Annotated in this window: 14 protein-coding genes; 6 read left to right on the forward strand and 8 right to left on the reverse strand. The window is 43.6% G+C overall.

Annotated features, from left to right (window positions below; all coding sequences use genetic code 11):
• Window positions 1-54 precede the first annotated feature (54 nt).
• From QVC79_RS01755 to QVC79_RS01790, 8 genes are all read right to left on the reverse strand, one after another.
• The gene (locus QVC79_RS01755) at window positions 55-942 is read right to left on the reverse strand and encodes a hypothetical protein (protein ID WP_270595277.1); all 888 of its coding nucleotides are present in this window, start codon (window positions 940-942) and stop codon (window positions 55-57) included.
• A 19-nt stretch (window positions 943-961) separates the two neighbouring features.
• Window positions 962-2,350 (reverse strand): RagB/SusD family nutrient uptake outer membrane protein, encoded by a 1,389-nt coding sequence (locus QVC79_RS01760; protein ID WP_270595278.1) that lies wholly within the window; start codon window positions 2,348-2,350, stop codon window positions 962-964.
• Window positions 2,351-2,361: 11 nt separating this feature from the next.
• On the reverse strand, window positions 2,362-5,949 hold the full coding sequence (locus QVC79_RS01765; RefSeq protein ID WP_270595279.1) for a SusC/RagA family TonB-linked outer membrane protein: 3,588 nt from the start codon (window positions 5,947-5,949) through the stop codon (window positions 2,362-2,364).
• Between the two features lie 169 nt (window positions 5,950-6,118).
• The gene (locus tag QVC79_RS01770) at window positions 6,119-7,294 is read right to left on the reverse strand and encodes a FecR family protein (RefSeq protein ID WP_270595280.1); all 1,176 of its coding nucleotides are present in this window, start codon (window positions 7,292-7,294) and stop codon (window positions 6,119-6,121) included.
• Between the two features lie 275 nt (window positions 7,295-7,569).
• On the reverse strand, window positions 7,570-8,118 hold the full coding sequence (locus QVC79_RS01775; RefSeq protein ID WP_118303767.1) for an RNA polymerase sigma factor: 549 nt from the start codon (window positions 8,116-8,118) through the stop codon (window positions 7,570-7,572).
• A 280-nt stretch (window positions 8,119-8,398) separates the two neighbouring features.
• Entirely contained in the window at window positions 8,399-10,030 is a 1,632-nt protein-coding gene (locus QVC79_RS01780) for a dipeptidase (RefSeq protein WP_270595281.1), read from the reverse strand.
• A gap of 94 nt (window positions 10,031-10,124) precedes the next feature.
• Window positions 10,125-10,751 (reverse strand): hypothetical protein, encoded by a 627-nt coding sequence (locus QVC79_RS01785; RefSeq protein WP_270595282.1) that lies wholly within the window; start codon window positions 10,749-10,751, stop codon window positions 10,125-10,127.
• Between the two features lie 168 nt (window positions 10,752-10,919).
• Complete coding sequence (locus tag QVC79_RS01790) at window positions 10,920-11,888, reverse strand: DUF3089 domain-containing protein (RefSeq protein ID WP_270595283.1); 969 nt, start codon at window positions 11,886-11,888, stop codon at window positions 10,920-10,922.
• A gap of 427 nt (window positions 11,889-12,315) precedes the next feature.
• Between QVC79_RS01790 and rpsL the strand changes: the two genes are divergently transcribed.
• The 6 genes from rpsL (at window position 12,316) to rplD (ending at window position 17,143) form a co-directional block, all read left to right on the forward strand.
• Window positions 12,316-12,723, forward strand: coding sequence for a 30S ribosomal protein S12 (gene rpsL, locus QVC79_RS01795; protein WP_027201678.1), 408 nt, complete (start codon window positions 12,316-12,318; stop codon window positions 12,721-12,723).
• Between the two features lie 116 nt (window positions 12,724-12,839).
• Window positions 12,840-13,319 carry a 30S ribosomal protein S7 gene (rpsG, locus tag QVC79_RS01800; protein ID WP_027201677.1) on the forward strand — a complete coding sequence of 160 codons (480 nt, stop codon included), beginning with the start codon at window positions 12,840-12,842 and terminating at the stop codon, window positions 13,317-13,319.
• A 17-nt stretch (window positions 13,320-13,336) separates the two neighbouring features.
• Window positions 13,337-15,439: an elongation factor G gene (gene fusA / locus QVC79_RS01805; protein ID WP_270595284.1), complete on the forward strand. Its 2,103-nt coding sequence runs from the start codon at window positions 13,337-13,339 to the stop codon at window positions 15,437-15,439.
• A 77-nt stretch (window positions 15,440-15,516) separates the two neighbouring features.
• Complete coding sequence (gene rpsJ / locus QVC79_RS01810; RefSeq protein ID WP_009137840.1) at window positions 15,517-15,822, forward strand: 30S ribosomal protein S10; 306 nt, start codon at window positions 15,517-15,519, stop codon at window positions 15,820-15,822.
• Window positions 15,823-15,887: 65 nt separating this feature from the next.
• Window positions 15,888-16,505 carry a 50S ribosomal protein L3 gene (gene rplC / locus QVC79_RS01815; protein WP_027201675.1) on the forward strand — a complete coding sequence of 206 codons (618 nt, stop codon included), beginning with the start codon at window positions 15,888-15,890 and terminating at the stop codon, window positions 16,503-16,505.
• Window positions 16,505-17,143 (forward strand): 50S ribosomal protein L4, encoded by a 639-nt coding sequence (gene rplD / locus QVC79_RS01820; RefSeq protein ID WP_124317533.1) that lies wholly within the window; start codon window positions 16,505-16,507, stop codon window positions 17,141-17,143. Before rplC ends, rplD begins: the two co-directional genes overlap by 1 nt.

Here is a 17,143-nt window from a genome sequence, read left to right on the forward strand (position 1 = left end):
GCTCTCCCCCTGTGTAAGGGGGAGTTGGAGGGGGTAGCTGGATAAGTCACTGTTTTATGAAGGCAGACAAAAAGAAAAGATATCTATATCCAGTTGTTTTTGGATAGCATCTTGTAACAGTAAATATTTTTGTTCTACCAAGGGATATTCTTCCATGAGTTCGTCTAGTTCCTCTTTCGTGGAAGAGAACAAGAATTGAAAATATTGCTGCACGTCCATCTCTTGACTTGGGATAAATAGAAGACAATCTTCCGGGTCTTCGGTTTCGGACATATAGGGGTCGAACGTGATGAATCCACATTCTCTGGCCTCAATAATTCCCTCTTCTACCGTGTACGATTCAAACAGGCTGTAGTCCCCGTAATACTCCTTGCTTACTTCGAGGAAGGCTCCCGGTACGAACCATGCCTCACGCTTTAGTAAATATTCGGTCCAAAGACTTTGATTAATATCTCCCCGGTAATTGTTGCGGGTGGTTTCATCGAGAGTTGCCAGATCGTCATTGATGTTTGCGATAGCGATAAAGCCGGAGCTTGAATAGGCGTTGACTAAATCATAATCACCCAGTATCCATAACTCAATACGATTGGCCAGTTGAATCGTGAACGGGAAATATTTCTTTTTGAAATTTTCGTCATAGATATTCAAGAACTGCTCCTCGATAAATTGCAGCCCGGTTTTAAGGACTTCTTTTTCCTGTTCCGGGGCTTTTAGCGAGATCGGGTTTTGATTGTTAAAGTTATAAACGTAATCGCTGGAATCCGGGTTGGTTAGGATGACCACGCCGTATTTCTGGTAAAAGTCATAAATGTAATGTTGTACGTAATCGTTGGGATCATCGGTTAACGTGTACTTCCCGGCTTGTAATTCCACCTTTGGATTGTTTTCATCATGACATCCTAGAAGGATAAAAAATAGGGGTATGATATATATACTTTTCATAGTTTCGGTTTTTATAGGTTTATAGCTGTTCGGGGCGTTCGATGTTCACGATAATCTTGTTTTGCTCTCTGATCTTTTTAGGGATCGGTAGCGTGTAGGATTTACTTCCTGCGGGTAGAATGTATTCTTTCCGACTTCCCCCGTTCGTGAAAATGTGTCGTAGTTCCGGCATTCCCTGTCTTCTCAGGTCGAACCAGCGATGTTTCTCGAAACAAAGTTCTCTCCTGCGTTCTTCCCAGACTTTGTTCAGGGCATCCTCCGGGTTGGTGGCCGTGATTTCGTAATCGTTCTCGATACGCTTTTCCCTGATCGTGTTAATATCCGTGATGGCCGATTCCCATTTGTCTAAGAAAACCAATGCCTCGGCCCGGTTTAGGTAGGCTTCTGACAGACGATAGGTATTTCCGTAGGACTGGGAATTCGTGCTACTGAATTTGTGAGGTTTCTTATTCTTGTCCCAAAATGTGGTTTTGCGCAAGTCATCATTACTAAAAAGTGAAATGATCTTATCGGAGACAAGGTATGTTGCATACGTGGAAGAGTAATTATAGATAAAATCAAAACTGGCCATGCCGTAACAGAACATGATCTCTGGGTTATTTCTGTTGATAAAATAGGAGTAGGAAGTTAGGCCGGCTGTATGTAAGTCGTAGAGCTGGTACCTCTCGTTATTGATAACGCTGTCGGCATAATTCTTGGCTAACTGGTACTCTTTTTTGTAAAGATGCAGCCGGGAGGCAAACAGGTAAGCCACGTCTAGGCTCGGGTGAACCACATTCTTGGTCCATTCCGTGTTTTTAAAACGTGCGATCGACTCGTGTAAATCGGACTCTATCTTCGCGTACACTTTCGCTAGAGTCTCTCTGGAATAGATGTTATCCATGATCGTGATTTCCTCGTTAATCGGGACCCCGAGGGCTTTCTCGGCTTGCTCCGCACTTTCGTAGGGTTCTCCGTACAAGTTTATTAACTCGAAATAAGCTTGGGCCCGCATGAAATAAGTCTCTGCCAGTAGTTGATTCTTTTCTTCATCCGTGCCGTGCATGGAAGGTGTTTTATCAATGATGATATTGCAGGTGAAAATGGTATGATATAATTCGCTCCATGCCTCGTCATGCCTCGTCGCCAGATCTCGTCCCTCTTCGGGTTCCCGTTGCCACGTGTAGTAGCCCCACAGCTGGTTGCGGTATTCATACTGGTTCCCGTCTTGATCCGCGAAATCATCTGTCATGACGGACAAATATTCGGTGTAGTCTTTTTTGTTCTGGATGATCTCTCCGAGTAAGAGTTCTCGCAGGTGAGAGACCGTTTTAGGAACGACTTTATCCTGTGATTCGGGTTCAAGGAAATCATTACATCCTTGTGTCAACAGGACCAGAATTGCGAGTATAATATATATTTTTTTCATGACTTCAGGGATTAAAAATTAAGTGATAGCCGCATGGAATAAGTTTGTTGTGGTGGAATGGAGCGAGCCCCGAGGCTGATTTGTTCCGGGTCCCGTCCCTTGAGGGCTTTATCTTTGATAACAAAAAGGTTGGACACGGAGAACCCGAGATTCAATGAATTCAGGAAGAGCTTTTTGCACCATTCTTCCGGGAACCTGTAATTCAAGGACAGGTTCGTGCAGCGCAAGAAACTACTGGACACGGTCCGTAAATCCGAATAATTGTACATTTCCCACAAAGATGCCGCAACAGGGTATTTCAAATCCTGCGGGTACACCTTCACGTAGGCATCATTCCATTCCGATATTCTTAAAGCATCGTCACTTAACCGGGGTATGTTCGTCCGGTCTTCATCCCCGGGTTTTCGCCACCTGTTCACGTATTCGGTACTCATGTTTTGCTGCGGATAGGGCAGCGTTTGATTCGCCACGTAGAGGTTGTTTAATCGAACCTTATGCCCCAAGTTAAAAGCGAACGTGGAACTTAGAGAGAAACGTTTATACCGGAAGTCGGCAGAGAGACCACCGCTTAAATCCGGCTCCCGGCTTCCCATGGCAACGAAAGCCCGGGCGTATGCCTCGTCGTAGGAACTGATGATGAAATCCCCTTTTTTGTGACCATCCCCGTCTTCCAAGTATTGTTCGTTGTAGTTCTTGAATGTCGGATAACCATTAGCGTCCAATTTGTCAAATTGATAGGAGTAGAACGTGTTTACCGGTTTGCCGTTGGTGATCACGCTTCCATTGACGTAATTTGTATAGGTGGTATGTTGTTCCTTATCGGCGTTGGTAACCTTGTTGTACACTTTGGATGTATTAAAGGATAGACTTATCCCGTAGTCTTTGCGATTTAAAGGTTTAAGCCCGACGGATAACTCCCAACCTTTATTCCGAAGAGAACCTCGGTTGATGGCCACCCGGGATGCCCCGTTCGTGGAGGTAATTTCCTTGGTCACGATCATGTTCTTTCCCGTCTTTTTATATCCTTCTAGGGTAACGTCAAGTAAGCCTTTCAAGACAACCAGATTGATTCCCAAGTTGTAGGATTGTGTCTTTTCCCATTTTAAATGGTCATTGGGAACCTTGTATAGCGTGGACGAATACTCTTCCGAGATATTATCCATACCCCCCATGGTCAGGATCATGTCGGGAACTTGCTCTTCGTTGACATTTCCCTGTATACCGAAAGAGCCTCGCACGGCTAGAACCTCCAGCCATTTCACATTTTGAAGGAATAGCTCCTCGTGGGCGTTCCATCTTCCGGAGATGGACCATATCGGTAGGAATCGGGTGGAAATGTCTTTCCCGAATTGATTTGAACCGTCAGCCCGGATGTTGAAATTGAAACTGTACCTGTTGTCGAACGTGTAGGTGAAAGCCCCGTAAAAAGAGACTTTGTTGTCTTTGGTGTCCGTGATAGCCGGATAGTTTTCGGCCACGGTGTTCCTGTATTTGCTGTAGTTTTCCAAAACGATCTTGGCGAATTTGTGTCCCCGTTCCCGGAGATACCCGTAATTTGTTTCCGTTTTACCGTCCATCTTCCTAGAGTTGATTTCTATTCCGGCAATGGCGTTAACTTCATGTTTTTGGAACGTTTGGAAATAGCTGAGGGAACTTGTTAACTGGTAGGACTGTCCCCGGTAATCCTTTTCATTCAAGATCCCACCCATGGGAAGTTCCGTGTCCGTGTAATAATTGGAGGCTAATTTCGTGTCGGGTTCTTTCACGCCGTACGCGAGCAACCGTTTGGATTGTGCGTATGTGGATTGTTCGTCCACCCATTCCTGTTCATTGGTGTGAGTAGTGGTCAGGTTGAACTGGGTGTGCCAGTTGAACATGGAGAACAGTTTCCAGTCCAAGTGGAAATTCATGGACGTGTTGCTGGTCGTACTCTCGTAGCCGGAATGATCCAGTTCGTGAAATATGTTGAACTTAATATCCGGCGAGTAATAATCTTTTGCCGTGTTTTTCAACCCTTCTTTCGTGGTATAAAAATAGTCACTTCCGTCCTCGTTGTAGGCGGGGATAGCCCGGGAGGTTTCATACGCGTTTTGGTACAGATCGACAGAACTATGCGTGCGCTTGCTTTTTACCCGGGCGGAAGAAATGTCTGCCCCTATTTTTAGATTGGGGTATAAATTGACATCCACTTTTGCCAAGGCGTTGTAGCGAGTGTATTTTTCCGGCTTTGCCACGCCTTTTTGATCGTTGTACCCGGCTGATATGTAATAATTCACCCGATCACTTCCCCCGGAAACGGATAGGTTATAACTTTGCGTGAACGAGGTGTGGAACAGTAGATCGTACCAATCCGTGTTCATTTCCTTTAGTTTTTTCACCTGTTGGTTGAATTCTTGGTAGGTGATGCGACGCTCCCACAGATCCCTTAACGCTCCTTCGTAACCGATTTCAGACGGGTCATATTTGTTGAAATGTAATGCTTTCTCCTGCATTTCTTCCGAGACCTCGATGCGGTCTCTCGAATTCATTTGTTTCATGATGGAATAGTTTGGGCGGGCAACGACGGAAAGGTTCGTCGAGAAGTTCACCCTTGGCGGGCCGGATTGGCCTCTTTTGGTGGTGATCACGATCACCCCGTTGGCGGCACGTACCCCGTAAAGAGCCGTGGCAGAGGCATCTTTTAAAATGTCAATCCGGTCAATGTCTTCCGGGTTCAGGAAGGAAATCGCGTTCCCGATCAGATTCACGTTGTCCATGCTGTTGATCTCTTCCGGGGTAAGCGGTATCGGGTCGGAAAGGATCACGCCGTCGACCACCCACACGGGTTCCCGACTTCCCGAGATCGAGGAGGAGCCTCGAATCCTGATTTTGGGTGCTACTCCGGGGGTTCCCGACTGATTAATGGCCTGCAATCCCGGTATTTTTCCTTGCAACATCTGGTCGATAGACGTGTTGATCGGGTCCAGCACATCTGAACCTTTCACGCTCACCACGGCAGATGTCAGTTTGCGTTTTTCGATCACTTGGTAACCTGTAACAACTACTTCTTCCAGCTCTTTTTTGCTTGATTTGAGCGTGATCGTGACCGTTTTTTGTCCGGTATAGGGTAACGTGACGGATTCCATCCCGATAAAAGAGAAAACGAGGGTGTCCTTTTCCTGTAACTTAATCGAGAATTCTCCTTTTGTGTTCGTGGTTACTCCATTGCTTGACCCCTTCACGAGGACGGTTACTCCCGGCAGGGGTTGTTTGTTCTCGTCGAAAACCAGTCCGGTTAAGATATTTTTCTCGGGTTCTGCCATTTTGGGGGTAATCACGATGATGTCATTCTGGAAAGTGTACGAGAATCCCGTGGGACGCAGTATTTCTTCCATGACTTCCTGAACACTTTTATCGCGGACAGAAATGGTGATTTCCCCGATCTGTTCACCTTGATTGGTGTTGAAAATGAAGCAATAACCTGTTTGTTTTTGAATCTCGGCGAAAAATTCCTTGCTTGTAGCGTTCTTGAAGTCCAGCGTGACTTTTTTCTGCTGCGAGTAGCCGGAGGCTGACAATCCGAGGTTAAAAACCAGAAGAATGAATGTGCAAATCTTCATAATTAGAATAATTTTACTTTTAGGACGCCCATGTACATGAGGTCGAAATTCAAAAGTTTTCATAAATTTGTGGTTTAATCTATTAGTATTTGAATAAATGAGATGTCCAGTCTGATTTATTCATTGTTCTGTAAGGACGGATGATGGTGGAACATCTCCGTCCTTTGTTTTACCTGTTCGTGTACTCGTTTTTGTTTATAATAATTGTTCTTTCTTTTATATGAAATGTAGCGCTAACGGTGGATTCAATGGCATTTAAGATGACATCGATGTTGTCATATCGTTTCAGGTAACCCGTGAAACGGACATCCTTTACGGATTCATTCTGATAAAATAGTTCCACGTCATACCACAGGGCAAGCTTGTCCAGAATGGTTTCCAGACGTTCGTTGTCAAATAGGAATATGCCTTCTGTCCAAGCCGTGTACGGAGTGGTATCGACCTCTCGGATGGTGATATTCCCGTCTGTTTTTTCCACGATGGCTTGTTGGCTGGGTTTCAAGATATACTCTTGCGATGAATCTTGCACCCGGATTCCGACAGAACCTTTGACTAGCGTGGTTTGTATTTGATTCCCAAGTAATGTGTTTATATTGAACGTGGTTCCGTACACTTTTACTTGGACGTCTTCAGCGATAACGAGAAAAGGTTTGTTCGTGTCTTTGCTTACTTCGAAATAAGCCTCTCCCGAAAGGAATATTTCTCGTTTGTCGGGAGCGAAATTCTTCGGGAATCTTAATTTGGAATTCGAATTCAGATGCACGAATGTTCCGTCCGGTAAGGTGATTTTGAATTCCCCGCCACGGGGTGTTATTAGTTCATAATGTTGTTTTTCCTTTTCTGCCGTGGAGTCTGATACATAGATGAGTTTGTCACCTTGTAAAACTAAATCGATCCCTTTCGGTAGTGCGGGTAGTGCGTGATCTGGTGATAAGTCAATCGTTTCCCCTTGTGACAGAATCAAAATCGCTTTGTTGTTTCCATGAGTGATAGGTGATTGCGAAATTTCACGGGTTGCCGGCTCTTGATTCACGAGTAAATAAACAAGTCCCACGAGTACGGGGACGAGAAAAATAGCCGCGTATCGGCTTAAACGGTAAATAGACTTTACTTTATGAGGTTGGGTATTCTTTTTGAATTTTGAAAATGCTTTTTCGGAATCGATGTGTTTTCGGGTTTCAAACTTTTGAAGCCTCTTTTCGGGGGAAATGACCTGTTGAAAGAAAGAGCGATTCTTTTCGTCTTCTTCCAGCCAAGCGGTTAACTCGTCTTGTTGTGTCTCGGAAAGTTTGTTTTCCATGTACAACACGATGAGCTGTATAATTTTGCGGTGCCTGTTATTCATGAGTATTCATTTTGTATAACAAACAGCATGGGTAGTAAAAAGTACGATGCCAAAAATGAGAAAAGTACTTTTTCCCTATTCTTCTTTACTCTTTCTTTATTCTCTCTCTATATTCTCACTACTTCCTTTACTGCTCTTCTACTGGTCTTCTACTGTTCATCTACTGCTATTATAGTATTAGAACTATTTATTTCAACTTAAATGGCTCTTTCTATACTAGAGAGGGTGCAGGGATATACTAGCGAAATGACGAGGAATCCCCGGTATATGTATTTTTACATGAATAGTAAAAAGAAAAATAGCGGGTTCAGTCTTTCTTTTAAACGTTGAAATGCCTTCTGTTTTTGGCTTTTAACCGTTGAGAGGGAAATGCCGAGTTGTGAGGCAATTTCATTTTCTTTTTTCCCGGCCAAGTGTAATTTGAATATTTCCTTACAGCGTTCCGGCAATTGGTCGATGACGTTGAAGAAAATACGGTAGATCTCTTCTTCCATGACTTGGAAAACTTCCGATTCGTCTGATATTGATTCTCCTTGCTGGTAATTGATATAATTTAATTCTGCTTTTTGATGTTTCAGGTGGTTGATCGAACGATTCCGGATAAATAAATAGATAAACGAATGAAATGCAGAGATAGAATCAAAATACGTGTCTTTTTCCCACAATAGAGTCATTAAATCCTGTACAATGTCTTCGGCAACTTCCTGTCTGACATAGTGCATGGCGTACATGACCAAAGACGCATAATAATCTTTGAAGAGCATTTGGAAAGCTTCCTCTTTTTTTCGGTTTAGCGCTTTAATGAATTGCTCGTTCGTGTGCATGGTAATGTAACGTTTAATTCTCTTCGCGTTAAAAATAGGAAATTAAAAAGGAAATAACAAACTGAGGAATGAGATGAAGGGGCAGTTCAAAAAGTCAATTTTCAAACTCCCTCCCGGCTTCGCCGTACTCCCTCTATAAACAGAGGGAGAGTTGAAATACTCCCTGTCTTCGGGAAGAGTCACCAGCTCCTCCTCTGTTTATAGAGGAGGTGGCACGAAGTGACGGAGGAGTTTTTTTTATAAAATAGACTTTTGGGACAGCCCCTTCTCGTTATAACTTTTATCTCATTTTATTGTTCGTGTACTTTGTGATCAGCGTGTTCCGAAGTTGTACGTAGGTTTGCATGATCGTGTCGGCACATTCTTGCGTGTATTTATTGAGTAATTCTGTCGCTTTCTTGGGATTTTTCTTTTGCAAGGCGATAAACTCTTTCTCGATCTCTGCATTACGTTCGAAGAAGGATTGTTCCATGGGAGCCCGTGCGGCTTCCAAATCTTTTTTCCCATCCTGCCAGTTCAGGTAGAGTAAGTTATCGACAAAATCAATGGCCCAGCGAGCGGAATTGTCGGAGTATTCTTTGGGGTTATACGTGGAATAGACTTCCGGGATGCGGGTCACGCCCGTGAAGATGGGCAGGTAAGGTGACGTGTAGGCGTTATCTTGGAAAACCCAGTATATTCCACCGATTTCCCGGGGAAGGTCCGAGCGGAGGTGGGCTACCATACCGTATTCCCCGTCAACCCGTGCTACTAGGCGTCTGCGGGTAGTCTTCATTAATTTTTGCGTTTCACTGGATGGGAAAGGGGTGGCCAGTTTACTTTTCACCATGTTCCCGTTTTTGTCCGGGTAATACCAAACGGCGTCATTCTCTTTGTCATAGATGGTCCCCGTGAACGTGGAACGTTGGAAGTCCATGAAGTCTTTCACGGAAACTTTTTGCTCCGGTTTAAAGGAGAACGGGTACACGCTAAGCGGTTCCACGTATTGGATATACTGGTTCAAGTTATCGAACGGGTTATTGGTACGTCTGGACGGGATCGGGTCGAGAGAGGGTGCGAACGTGTTGACGAATAACCAAAAACGGTTTGTGGCCCATTCTCTGGGAGTCGGGGCATAAACATCCTGCCAAACGAAAGGTTTGCCGCTTGCCGGGGAATACCAGCCGTTTTCAATGGCTACCTGCTGGTAGTTGGAAGAGGCACGGAATTGTTCCGGTTTTGAAAGATCTATTTCTTTAATGATGCTCCAGTTGGGAATCATGGCGATTTCATCGTCCGGCACCCGTTGAGCGGCCCAGATCACACCCGGCTTACCACTTTCCGGGGTCCAGTTTTTACCGACACTGAAAAGTTCGAGAACCCATACTCCTTCCGGGTCCGCGATCGTGAGACATTCTGATTCCGGCCCGCAAGAGGGAAGGAACCCGTATTTTTCCATGAGCGAGGTGATGAGGGTAAGGGCCTCTTCTGCCGTTTTGCAACGTTGCAAGGCAAAAATCATGGCTTGCTCCACGGTCATGATCTGTTTCCCTTCTCCTTTGTTTACTTGTAATTCGGGGCGTTGGCTCGTGGTGCTTTCCCCGATGCAGAGTTGGTACTCGTTGATGTGGGAGTAAGCGGATTGAAAATACGTGTAGGTTTGCTCAACTTGCGGGATGTAGCCTAAGATTTCCCCGTTGTCATCCAAGGGGAGGTCAACTCGCTGTATGCCGTAATACACGGGAGCCATACTTCCTTTGGGAAATTTTTGGCCCGCCACGACCCGGATGCGACAATCCGCACCGGCATCCGTGTGTGAATTTAAAACACTACCGTCGACCGTGGCTTTTTTGCCGGCCACGATGATCGTGCAGGCTTTTCCTGTCTGTAAAAAGAAAAGGATAGCGCTTAAAATAAGAAGAAGTGTCTTCATGTGTAATATGATTTTTTTGTTTTGTGATTTATCAGAGTGCAATGTTGCAATATTTATTTTAACAAAAAAATTAAAAGCACGAAATAATATAAATTTAGAGGTAGAGTACTTCACCTTTCTCGGCTGCTTCTTTTATGGCATCGATAATTGTGAATAATTTATTGCACATCATTTTTGGGGTGAGGATATTCCCTCGCATATCTTCATAAATTTGTTCTTTCTTGTTGATATAGCTATAAAAATAGAGATGTTCGAATTGGAAAATTTTAAAGTCAGCGTTTTTAATATCGGGAATCTTGTCTTTTACATTCTGAATGTTTTTTCCGAAGTCTTGCATTAGGATATTAGGTATCCAATGGGAATTTTGTTTTTGGACAATTAACAGGTATGATGTATCGGCTTTTTCTCGTAGTAAAAGCATGGCAAGAGTGTCCGGTTGATACAAGGATAAGAGAAGGTTTTCGGGAGTAGGATCTTTGTAAAATTTGTCTATGTCTAAGTGATAAAAAGGCATAAATTCTACATTGTCATTTTTTAGGGTGGCAATTTTTGTAAGTATTATGCTGGAGGATTTGGTTTTGCCATTGAGAGAGTCCGCGAAAGAAATTAATGATTCAATGATACCTTTTTGTTTTTCCGTTAATTTTTTTTGAGGTGATGGATCAATTCCAGCATAACAAATGAAATTGATGACGAGTAAAAATTGGATAAATGAATTCATGGTTTGTATGTCATTTTAGTTGGTTTGGATTGTATAATATCCGGTAAAAACCAGTCAAATAGATACAAATATACAAAGAATATACGAGATTCCGGTAGGGGTATGGATAAGGAAAATTAGATTTTATTCCTCGGAGCTTTGCATCTGATGTGTGAATATCCCGTGGCGTTAATTTGATTGAAAAGAACGTTCATGGAATGCACGTATGCGCTGTAAAACATTTTTTCTCAAATTCTGGTTGTAAAGATTAAATTCTTCCACGTGTAGATTCCCTTTAGGTAAAAGTACTTCCACGCTGGGAATATAATATTTGTCTTCATCAATTCCTGTTACCACGATTGTATGGATGGAAGGGTCGATAGATGCGGTAAAACCTTGATCAGAAACTCCGGGGCTAGCATCCGTTTTCCAGTTCAGGGGATTAATACACACGATGTTGTTTTTGAACAATGGAGAAATTGCTTCCGGTTTTGTCACGCTATTGAATCCGATGATCACCCCCACGTCCGTAGAGTCTTTAGCCATTCGTAGATAAGGATAACCGTCTAGTTCCTCTTGCGTGATTGTGTACCCGATGGCGTAAGATGCGACTAAGTGCTGGTAGATCTCCGGTGTTATCTCGTGTTTCAATAATTCGATCACGGCTTTTGCTCCTTGGCTGTGACCGGCAAGAATGAAAGGACGTCCTTGATTGTAATTGTTCCAATAATAACGAAAGGCGGCTACTACGTCTTTATAAGCCAATTGAAAACGTTTTTCGATGAGAGCCGTGTCCAAAGACAACCAGCTGTCCATCGAGATCTGACGGTAATAGGGAGAGAAAAAATTGCAACTGTCCGACAAGACATTTTTGGCCAATCGAATAGACGGGTCTACCATTTGACGCTGTTTTGTATTGAATATATCCATGTTATGTTGGATTTGCCCGAGGCTGTCGGTATAATCCCAAATGCAAGTAGGTACCACGTAAAAAATATCGACCTTCTTGTTCATGCCCTCTTGATTGGCCTCGAACCAACACTTGCTATCCGAGTAATCCACCCCGTCATTCGTGGAATCCGAAGAAATTTTCCCGCAGGAGATAAATAAAAGCAAGGAGCAAAAAGCAAAAATATATTTCAAAACAGCCTTTCCCATAATTTTATTTTTGATGTAAAATTTAAGGCAAAAATAGGCATTTTTTTCATATGTTTGATTGTGGAATAAACGTTTTATCCAGCCGTGGATTTACTCTTAGTTTGTACGTGAATTGTTTCTAGGGAATAGGGGAAAACCAATGAATAGCTAATGTACATTCGATGTATACGGGAATTAAAGACGTATCAATTTCGAATCAAAGACGCATCAAAGACGTTCACGAGTGTCTTTGATGTATCTTTGATTCGAAAGAGCAGGGTGGGAGAAATAGTTCTTTCATAGAATTTCATCGGCTCATTGTCGGCTAACATTCTCACAGTCTTATGCTTTTTTCGAAAAAAAAGATAGAAATGTTTGGTGGTGATGTATAAAGTTACTACCTTTGCGAGCCAAATTGAATAAAAGTAACTAATTTAAAAGTACTTGTATGCCAACTATTCAACAGTTAGTAAGAAAAGGAAGAACAAAAATCCAGGACAAGAGCAAGGCTCCGGCTTTGGATGCTTGCCCGCAAAGACGCGGGGTTTGCGTTCGTGTGTACACGACGACCCCGAAGAAACCGAACTCAGCGATGAGAAAGGTTGCCAGAGTTAGATTAACCAACGGAAAAGAGGTGAATGCCTACATTCCGGGAGAAGGACACAACTTGCAAGAGCACTCTATCGTGTTGATCAGAGGTGGTCGTGTGAAGGACCTTCCGGGAGTTCGTTATCACTTGGTTCGCGGTACATTGGATGCTGCTGGTGTAAACGGTCGTTTACAAGGTCGTTCCAAATATGGTGCTAAGAGACCGAAAAAAGGTGCTGCTGCAGCTCCGGCAAAAGGTAAGAAGTAAAAAGATTAATTGACAGGAGTTGTTTATGGGTTGTTCCCGAAAAGTTGAGTAAATGGTCGTGAGACCGTTGAAGACCGGTAAGGGCAGCGAACGAACAAATTCGTAAACTAGAAGAGATGAGAAAAAGTAAACCAAAAAAAAGAATCCTGTTACCGGACCCGAAGTTCAACGACGTGTTGGTTACCCGGTTCGTTAATGATTTAATGGTAGATGGAAAGAAGTCTATCGCGTTTAGAATTTTCTATGATGCAATTGACATCGTAGACGAGAAAATGGCCAAGAAGGAAGAGAAACCCGCATTGGACATCTGGAAGCAAGCTTTGGAGAATATTACTCCGCAAGTAGAGGTGAAGAGCCGTCGTGTAGGTGGTGCAACATTCCAAGTACCGATGGAAATCAACCCGATGAGAAAAAGAGCTATCTCCGTGAAAAATATGATATTGTTCTCTCGCAAAAGAAGCGGAAGAAACATGGCAGAAAAACTAGCTGCTGAAATCATGGCTGCATACAAGGAAGAAGGAGCGGCTTTCAAGAAGAAAGAGGATATTCATCGTATGGCTGAAGCCAACAGAGCTTTTGCACATTTCAGATTTTAATTGAAGGGATAAGATAAATGGCAAAGAGAGATTTACATTTTACAAGAAACATCGGTATCATGGCTCACATTGATGCCGGTAAAACGACAACAACTGAGCGTATCCTGTATTTCACCGGAGTGAATCACAAAATCGGTGAAACGCATGACGGTACGGCTACCATGGACTGGATGGTACAAGAGCAGGAGAGAGGTATCACCATTACTTCTGCCGCTACTACCTGTTTCTGGAATTATCAAGGTCAGCAATATAAAGTAAATATTATTGACACTCCGGGACACGTTGACTTTACCGTTGAGGTGGAGCGTTCATTGCGTGTGTTGGACGGTGCTGTTGCATTGTTCTGTGCCGTGGGTGGAGTTGAGGCGCAATCGGAAACGGTTTGGCGTCAAGCGAATAAATATGGTGTTCCGAGAATTGCTTTCGTGAACAAAATGGACCGTTCCGGTGCTGACTTCTTCAAAGCAGTACGTGAGATCCGTGAAAAATTACACGCGAATCCTATTCCATTACAGTTACCGATCGGTGCTGAGGATGGATTTCAGGGAGTTATCGATTTGATCGAGATGAAGGCTTACGTGTGGGAGAATGGTGAATTGGAAGCTACGATCAAGGAAATTCCGGAGAATTTGTTGGCAGAAGCTCAAGAATGGAGAGAGAAATTGGTTGAGGCCGCTGCCGTTCAGGATGAGGCCTTGATGGAGCGTTTCTTCGAAGATCCTGAATCAATCACTGTTGAAGAATTGAAAGCAGTGGTTCGTAAGGCCGTTATCGCGATGGACTTCTGTCCGGTGATGTGCGGTTCTTCATTCAAGAACAAAGGTGTTCAGAACTTGTTGGATGCCGTTATCGCTTACTTGCCGCACCCGCTGGATATTCCGGCTGCTGCTGGTAAAAGACCGCGTACGGAAGAGGCTGTGACTTTCGAGATTGATCCGGAAGCCCCGCTTTCTGCATTGGCATTCAAGATCGCGACTGACCCGTTCGTGGGACGTTTGTGCTACACTCGCGTTTATTCCGGAAAGATCGAGTCTGGTTCATACGTGTACAACCCGCGTACCGAGAAAAAAGAACGTATTTCTCGTTTGTTCCAAATGCACTCAAATAAACAACAGCCGAAGGATGTAATCGAGGCCGGTGATATTTGTGCTTGCGTTGGATTTAAAGATATTCGTACCGGAGATACTCTGTGTTCCGAGGAAAACCAGATCGTGTTGGAGAGTATGACTTTCCCCGAGCCGGTGATCGGTATCGCTGTAGAGCCGCTTACACAGAAAGATACTGATAAGTTAGGTATGGCTTTGGCTAAATTGGCTGAAGAAGACCCGACCTTCCGCGTAAAAACGGATGAAGATTCAGGTCAGACTGTCATTAGCGGTATGGGTGAGCTTCACTTGGATATTATCCTTGACCGTCTGAGACGTGAATTCAAGGTTGAATGTAATCAAGGTGCTCCGCAGGTGGCTTACAAAGAGGCTATTAACGGAACCGTTGAACATCGTCACGTGTTCAAGAAACAAACCGGAGGTCGTGGTAAATTCGCTGACATCATCTTTAGAATGGAGCCGGCTGAAGAAGGCAAAGAAGGTTTGACTTTCGTGAACGAGGTGAAAGGTGGTAATATTCCGAAGGAGTTTATCCCTTCTGTAGAGAAAGGATTCAAAGATGCGATGGCTAATGGTGTTTTGGCCGGTTATGAACTTGTTAGCTTGAAGATTACTTTGCTTGACGGTTCATTCCACCCGGTTGACTCTGATGCGTTGTCTTTCGAAATGGCCGCTAAGATCGGTTACAAGGAGGCAGCTCAAAAGGCTAAGCCTGTATTGTTGGAGCCGATCATGAAACTTGAGGTGGTAACCCCGGAAGAGTACATGGGAGATATTATTGGTGACTTGAACCGCCGTCGCGGACAGGTTGAAGGAATGGAATCAAGAGCCGGAGCTCGCGTGATCGAGGCTAAAGTGCCGCTAGCAGAGCAATTCGGTTACGTGACCGTTTTGAGAACTTTGTCTTCCGGTCGTGCAAGTTCATCCATGGAATTCTCACACTACGCTGAAGTTCCGAAGGGAATTGCCAAGGAAGTGGTAGAGAAAAATAACGGTAGAGTAGAACTATTATAAGAATTTTAGATTGCTGATTTACGATTCAAGAGCCATCGAGAATCGTAAATCTTAAATCATAAATCATAATTAAAAACATGAGCCAAAAAATCAGAATTAAGTTGAAATCTTACGATCACAACTTGGTTGACAAGTCTGCAGAGAAGATTGTAAAGACAGTGAAGGCTACCGGAGCAGTGGTAAGTGGTCCGATTCCACTTCCTACTCACAAGGGAATTTTTACTGTAAATCGCTCTACGTTCGTGAATAAAAAGAGCCGCGAGCAATTCTTGGTATGCACGTTCAAAAGATTAATCGACATCTACAGTTCAACTGCAGGTACGATTGACGCCTTGATGAAACTTGAATTACCGAGTGGTGTTGAAGTAGAGATTAAAGTTTGATAACGGCGAAAACCTATGTCGTTATTAAGAGATTGAAAACCTATTTTTAAAAAGAGAAAAAAGAGATGCCAGGTTTAATTGGAAAAAAAGTCGGAATGACTTCCGTATTCAGTGCCGAGGGAAAAAGTATTCCATGCACTGTGATTGAGGCCGGTCCATGTGTTGTAACCCAAGTAAAGACTATCGAGAAAGACGGTTACACAGCAATTCAGTTGGGTTTTGATGACAAAAAAGAAAAAAACACAACCAAACCGCTAAGTGGACACTTTAAAAAGGCAGGCACAACTCCGAAAAGAAAACTCGTGGAATTTTCAGGGTATGATGTCGAGTACAAGTTAGGTGATGTAATTGACGTGAACTTGTTCGAAGGAACAGAGTACGTTGATGTAGTCGGGACTAGTAAAGGAAAAGGTTTCCAAGGTGTTGTGAAACGCCATGGATTTGCCGGAGTAGGAGAGGCTACTCACGGTCAGCACAACCGTCAAAGAAAACCGGGATCTATCGGTGCTTGTTCTACACCGTCACGCGTGTTCAAAGGAATGCGTATGGGGGGACAAACAGGTGGTGACAGAATAACGGTTCAGAACTTGGAAGTGCTGAAAGTGATACCTGAAAATAATTTGTTATTGGTGAAGGGTTCTATCCCCGGAGCTAAAGGTTCATACGTAATTATCGAGAAGTAATGGAGTTAAGTGTATTAAACATTGCCGGACAAGAGACAGGCAGGAAGGTAGAGTTAAACGACGCTATCTTCGGGATTGAGCCTAACGAGCACGCTATTTATCTTGATGTAAAGCAGTTTTTAGCGAACAACCGCCAAGGGACCCACAAGTCAAAACAAAGAAATGAAATTTCCGGTAGTACCCGCAAGCTGAAAAAGCAAAAAGGTACTGGTGGCGCCCGTGCAGGTGGTATCAAGAACCCTCTGTTTAGAGGAGGGGGTAGAGTGTTTGGACCCGTACCAAGAGATTATAGCTTCAAATTGAACAAGAAGCTGAAAAGATTGGCCCGTAAATCAGCATTATCTGTAAAAGCCGCTTCTAATGCGGTGACTATTGTCGAGGATCTCAATTTCGAGGCACCGAAAACAAAACAGATGATTCAGCTGTTTAACAACCTGAAATTAGATAACCGTAACATCCTGTTGGTTACCAATGACATGAACAATAACGTTCTGTTGTCAGCTCGTAACTTGCAATACGTGGATGTGATGAGAGTTAGCGATCTTGCAACTTACAATATCATGAGAGCTAAGAGTCTCGTGTTCGTTGAAAGTTCAGTGCAGGGCCTAAATGAAATGTTCAATCTTAATGAAGAGTAA

It is taken from the genome of Butyricimonas sp. (assembly GCF_019423355.1).
Taxonomy (GTDB): domain Bacteria; phylum Bacteroidota; class Bacteroidia; order Bacteroidales; family Marinifilaceae; genus Butyricimonas; species Butyricimonas faecihominis.